General features: G+C 66.4%; 3 protein-coding genes. All 3 read right to left on the bottom strand.

The features are described 5' to 3' along the window. Positions 1–1,618: malto-oligosyltrehalose synthase (gene treY / locus ACHWRX_RS08680; protein WP_394658894.1), on the bottom strand; the 1,618-nt coding region annotated here is incomplete at its 3' end. Then, entirely contained in the window at positions 1,615–3,555 is a 1,941-nt protein-coding gene (gene malQ, locus ACHWRX_RS08675) for a 4-alpha-glucanotransferase (RefSeq protein WP_394658893.1), read from the bottom strand. The genes treY and malQ, both read right to left, overlap by 4 nt. After that, positions 3,552–5,246 (bottom strand): malto-oligosyltrehalose trehalohydrolase, encoded by a 1,695-nt coding sequence (gene treZ / locus ACHWRX_RS08670; protein ID WP_394658892.1) that lies wholly within the window; start codon positions 5,244–5,246, stop codon positions 3,552–3,554. Before treZ ends, malQ begins: the two co-directional genes overlap by 4 nt. Between the last annotated feature and the right edge of the window lie 80 nt (positions 5,247–5,326).

The raw sequence follows: 5,326 nt of genomic DNA, 5'->3' as shown, positions 1-5,326 counted from the left end.
CCGCCAGCCGGGCACGCGCATCCTCGCCGCGTTTGTGGTCATGCGTGGCGGTGGCCAGCATTGCGAACGGCGTTCGTTCGGCCCGGTGCTGCATCGCCTGGTGAAACGTCGCGATCGGGCAGGCCATGCCATCGGGATCGAAGCCGACGTCGTTCGCCGAAAGCAGCACGCCGTGGCGATAGAACGCGGTGTCCTCCACGCCCTTGGCCGCGATCGGTGCGGACAATTGCTGGAATCGGCGCACCGCGTCGGCCGCAGGCGCTCCGCCATCTCCGGCCAGCCAGCCCAGAACCGCGTCCAGCACGGGGATTTCGCCGGGAGGCATCAGCGGCAACGCGGCCTCCCGCGCCTCGGCCCGGACTTTCGCATCGGCATCAGGCGCGCCGGTGGCGGTGGCATACGTGCGATAGACCGGGAATACCCAGAGCAAGCGCTCAATCGCACGGCGCAACATGCCCTTCGTGATCCACCCCTCGCCCGCATGCAGCGCCAGCGCGTAGAAGCTCGCCACGCAAGCCTCCAGCTGGCCCTCGAACTGCCAGGAGAGCAGGTCCTGTCTTGCGGGGACCGCCTCATCGGCGAACGCGGCGCTGCGGCCGCTGACCGCTTCCCACAAGGCCCCGAGCGGCGCCTGTCCGGAAGGCTCATGGAGCACTTCGGACACTTCGCGCATGAAGTCGTAGCCGCTGGTGCCTTCGATCTGCCAGTCCGTGGCGAAGGGTTCGTCCGCCGCCAGGATTTTCTCGACGACGACGTAGGCAGGCCGATCCGGCGCGATCTCGGCGAAGCGTTCGCGCAGGCGGCGGCAATAGCCGGCGGGATCGCTCAGACCATCGACATGATCCACTCGAACCCCATCGATCAATCCGCGACGGAACAAGTCGAAATACAACGCGTGGGTCCGCTCGAACACGGCAGGGTCTTCGATCCGAACACCGGCCAATTCATTGATCGAGAAGAACCGCCGCCAGTTGAGTTCGTCGTTCGCGGCGCGCCAATAGATCAGGCGATAATACTGGCGATCGAGCAGCGCCATCAGCGCCCTGCGGCCCTCCTCCCGATCCGGCGCGTGTTGCGCGATGGCATCGTCAAGGTCCCCGGCGAGGCCCGGGTCATCGGCCCGAACGGGATATATCGCGCCATCGTAAAGTTGAATGCCAAGGCCCGATCCGCGCTGCACCAGCTTGATCGCGCCATCGGCTAAGGCTTGCGGCAGCGGCGTGCCCAGCACCGGCAGTGCCACCTTTTCGCGCCAGTCGATATCGAAGACCGGCGCAAAGGCGCTGCCCTCGCCATTCTCCAGCACGTCCAGCCACCACAGGTTCTCATCCCCGGCAACGCCCATGTGATTGGGCACGATGTCGATGATGAGGCCCAGGCCATGCTCCTTCAGCGTGGCGACGAGGCTGAGCAGCCCGTCCTCACCCCCCAGCTCGGGATTGACCTGCGTGGGGTCGATCACGTCGTAGCCATGAGTCGATCCTTTGGCCGCGGCGGTGATGGGTGAGACGTAGAGGTGGCTCACGCCCAGCCGCGCCAGATACGGCACCACGGCTTGCGCATCCGCGAAGGTGAAGCCCGCGTGCAGTTGCAGGCGATAGGTGGCGGTCGGCCTCATGCCGGGCGGGCGGCGATCAGGCTGGCGACGCGGCGGGCGGTGCTGGGATCGGCCAGCAGATCGGCCAGCGGCGCGGAAAGCCGCCGCCGCCAGTTGGGATGCTGGTCGATCGTGCCCGGAAGATTCGGTTGCTCCTCAAGGCCCAGCAGGTCTTCCAGCGGGATGATGGCCAGCGCCGTCGGGGTGCTGGCCAGATGCGCCACGGCGGCGTCGACCACGGGTGCGGGGTCGTCGATGGCGGGCAGCGGCTTATCATCGCCGATCACGGACCAGAGCGCCGAACGATCGGCCATGCGGTTTGTCTCCTCGGTTTGCCAGTCGCCACCGCGCTGCAGGCGGCGGTTCCATTGAATGTCAGTGCCCGTCCACCATCCAGCGATCGTGGCGGTATCGTGCGTGCCGGTCATGCCAACGGATTGTGCGGGAAAAGCGTCGGCGGCACGAAAGCCATCCTCGTCCCGCTCAAACCACAGGACGCGCATGCCAAGGATGCCCTTGTCGGCCACCGGCGATACGAAGCCGGGCGGGCGCGTGCCCAGGTCCTCCCCCACGATCACCGCCCCGGCACGATGCGATTCCAGGGCGATCACGCGCAGCAGGTCCGCGAAGGGATAGCGCAGATAAGCGCCCTCGCTGGCCGAGGCACCCTGTGGCACCACCCAAAGGCGGGACAAGCCGAAGGCATGATCGATCCGCACGCCCCCGGCATGGCGCAAGGCCGCGCGCAGCATCGCGATGAACGGCGCAAAGGCGGTGCGGCGCAAGCCCTGCGGCGAAAAGCTGGTGAGGGCCCAGTTCTGTCCGTCTGGCCCCAACGGATCGGGCGGCGCGCCGATCGTCAGGCCGGTCAGCATCGCATCCTGCATCGACCAGGCATCGCTGCCGCCGGGATCGACGCCTACCGCCAGGTCCGCGATCAACCCTATCGCCATCCCGCCGCGCTTGGCGTCAGATTGCACCGTGCTGAGAGCCTGTTCGGCCTGCCACTGGCCGAACACGTGAAACGCGATTTCCTCCGGATGCTCACGCGGGAATTGCTGTACCGGAACGCCATCGGGAGACCGGTAATCCTGCGGCCAGGAACGCCAGTCAGCGCTGCCGAAATGCAGTGCCAAAGCATCGAACAAGGCGTGGCGGGTCAAGTGATCACCCTTGCCGACCGCCCACTGCTCCAGTTGCGCACGGTCCGTTTCGGTCAGGCGCGCAAAGGCCTGCCGCTGGCCCTGGGTCTGAGCGGCAAGCGCGCTGGACCAATCGATCAAGGCCTCGCTCTTGCCGCCGGGAGCCTGGGCCAAGGCGGGATTGAGGAATAGCCGGCTGGACGGCGAATAAGGGTAGAACGCTCGCTGACTCGGCGGCGGCGCATGGACGGGGCTGATCGCAATCGCGTCCGCCCCCTGCCCCGCCAGCAGGGTGACGGCATGGCGCAGATCGGCGAAATCGCCATAGGCCGTAGCCCGTTCCCGAAGCGACGGCAGCTGGATCGCGACCCCCCACATGCGGGACGCGGCGACAGCGCTCAGATCGGCGGGCAGCAGGCAGCGCGGCGGCGCGATGATCAGCGCCAGCTCGGCATCGGCGATCCGCAAGCGGTGGTATCCCGTCTCGGCGATGGCGGGCAGCATACCGGATGCGATGGCCAGATGCCGCTCGCGCCCATCTTCCAGCGATAAGATTGCAGTTGTTTCATCCGCTAGGCTGTGTGGCAACGGCAGCGGCTCTCCTACGTCGCCCGCCAGATAAGTTGGCACCTGCGCCTCCTCGGCTGCCAAACGGGCAAGGCTTGCCGCCACCTCGGTGTCGTCAGCCGCCGGAAAGCCCAGTGCGGTCAGGATCGTCCTCAACACCGCGTCGGCCACGGTCTGCGGGCGGCTTTGGGCATCCTCCCAGACCCGCACCACGCCGACCGCATCTGCCAGGTCGTGAAGGGGCGTCATGCCGGTTGGAACCATGCCGCGAACCGGCCATCCACCGCGCAGACCGGCTCACCCGCATGGTCCGGCAGCGCGGGATGCTCGCCTAGGTCTAGGGCGATCGTCAGCACGGCGCCATCGCTCAGTCGCCACGCAGCGGTGACCGCCTTGTCACCCACCGCCTTCGCCGCGATCACCTGCGCTCCCTTCAGACGAGGAACGATCAGGCGGGTCCGCAAGCCGATGATGCCGCGATAGAAGGCCTGCCACTCCGCCGCATCGGGGCCCGGTTCGGGGCGGGACGCGGAAAAGGTCGCTTGCGCATTGGGGTCCGGGATACGCTCACGCGCGGCTTCGTCGGCGAAAGCGGAGAACTTGGCGAATTCCTTGCGCCGCCCGTTTCGCACCGCGTCCGCCAGTTCATCGTGAAAGTCGGTGAAGAACAGGAACGGGGCGTGTGAACCGGTCTCATCGCCCATGAACAGCAGCGGGATCTGCGGGATCAGCAACAACAGCGCCGTGGCGGCACGCAGCTTGTCTTTACTGGTCAGGAGCGTCAGCCGCTCACCCATGGCGCGGTTGCCCACCTGATCGTGGTTCTGCAGGAACGCCACGAAGGCGCTGGGCGTCAGATGCCCGCTCGCACTGCCGCGTCGCTTGCCATCTTGATTGGTGGACGGCTCTCCCTGGTAGATGAACCCCTCCGCCAGGCAGCGTGCCAGCTGCTCCGCCGGGCGATCGGCGAAATCGATGTAATAGGCATCCGTTTCGCCTGTCAGCAAGACATGCAGGACGTTGTGAAAATCATCGTTCCACTGCGCATCGTAGAGCCCCGGTGCGAGGCGATCGGCCTCGTTATGCTCGTTTTCCAGCACCAAATGCACATGGCGGTCGGGCAGCGCTTCGCGGATATCGACGGCAAGCTGATCCAGGAACGCCGAGTTGCCAATCGCGTGCACCGCATCGAAGCGCAGCCCGTCGATCCGATAATCGCGCAGCCACATCAGCGCATTTTCGCGGAAGAAGGCGGCGACGACAGGTTCGTCCACCGCGACAGCGCCGCCCCACGGAGTATCGACCTCCGCGTGAAAGAAGTCCGGAGCATAGGCCCCAAGGTAATTCCCGTCCGGCCCGAAGTGATTGTAGACCACATCCAGGAACACCATCAGGCCCAGGCCATGGGCCTTGTCCACCAGCGCCTTGAGGTCTTCCGCAGAGCCGTAACTCTCCACAGGCGCGAAGGGGAGGACGCCGTCATAACCCCAGTTTCGCGTGCCGGAAAAGGCGTTGACGGGCATTAGTTCGATGGCGGTGATGCCTAGCGCGGCAATCCGCTCCAACTCGGCGGCGACGCCTGAGAAGCCGCCCAGCGCCCCGACGTGCAACTCCTGAAGGATGACCTCCTCCCAGGGGCGGCCGGCCCACTCGGGGTACTTCCAGGGGTACGATGTGGCGGGAACGACGCTCCAGCCATGAACGCCGCCGCTTTGGACGCGCGATGCGGGGTCGGGAACGGCGAGACCATCCGCGAGACGGAAGCGATAGCGGGTGCCGGGTTGCGCGGGCGCTTTGGTGTGGAGCCAACCACCGTCGCCGATCAACGTGACGGGTTCCGCTCCGTCAATTTCCAGCGTCACGTGCTCCGCGCCGGGGGCCCAAAGGGAAAAACGCCAAAGCCCCGGCGTGATTTCCAGTGGCCCCCAGCATTGTGTCATGCGGGAAATTCCGACACCGAGCGGATCAACGCCGCGCTGTGGGCCGCCAGTTCGTATTCATCGTCCAGCGTTTCCTCGCC

Source organism: uncultured Novosphingobium sp. (assembly GCF_964277725.1).
Classification (GTDB): Bacteria; Pseudomonadota; Alphaproteobacteria; order Sphingomonadales; family Sphingomonadaceae; genus Novosphingobium; species Novosphingobium fluoreni.
Note: the sequence above shows the minus strand (reverse complement) of the source record. Positions and strands in the feature narration are given on the sequence as shown.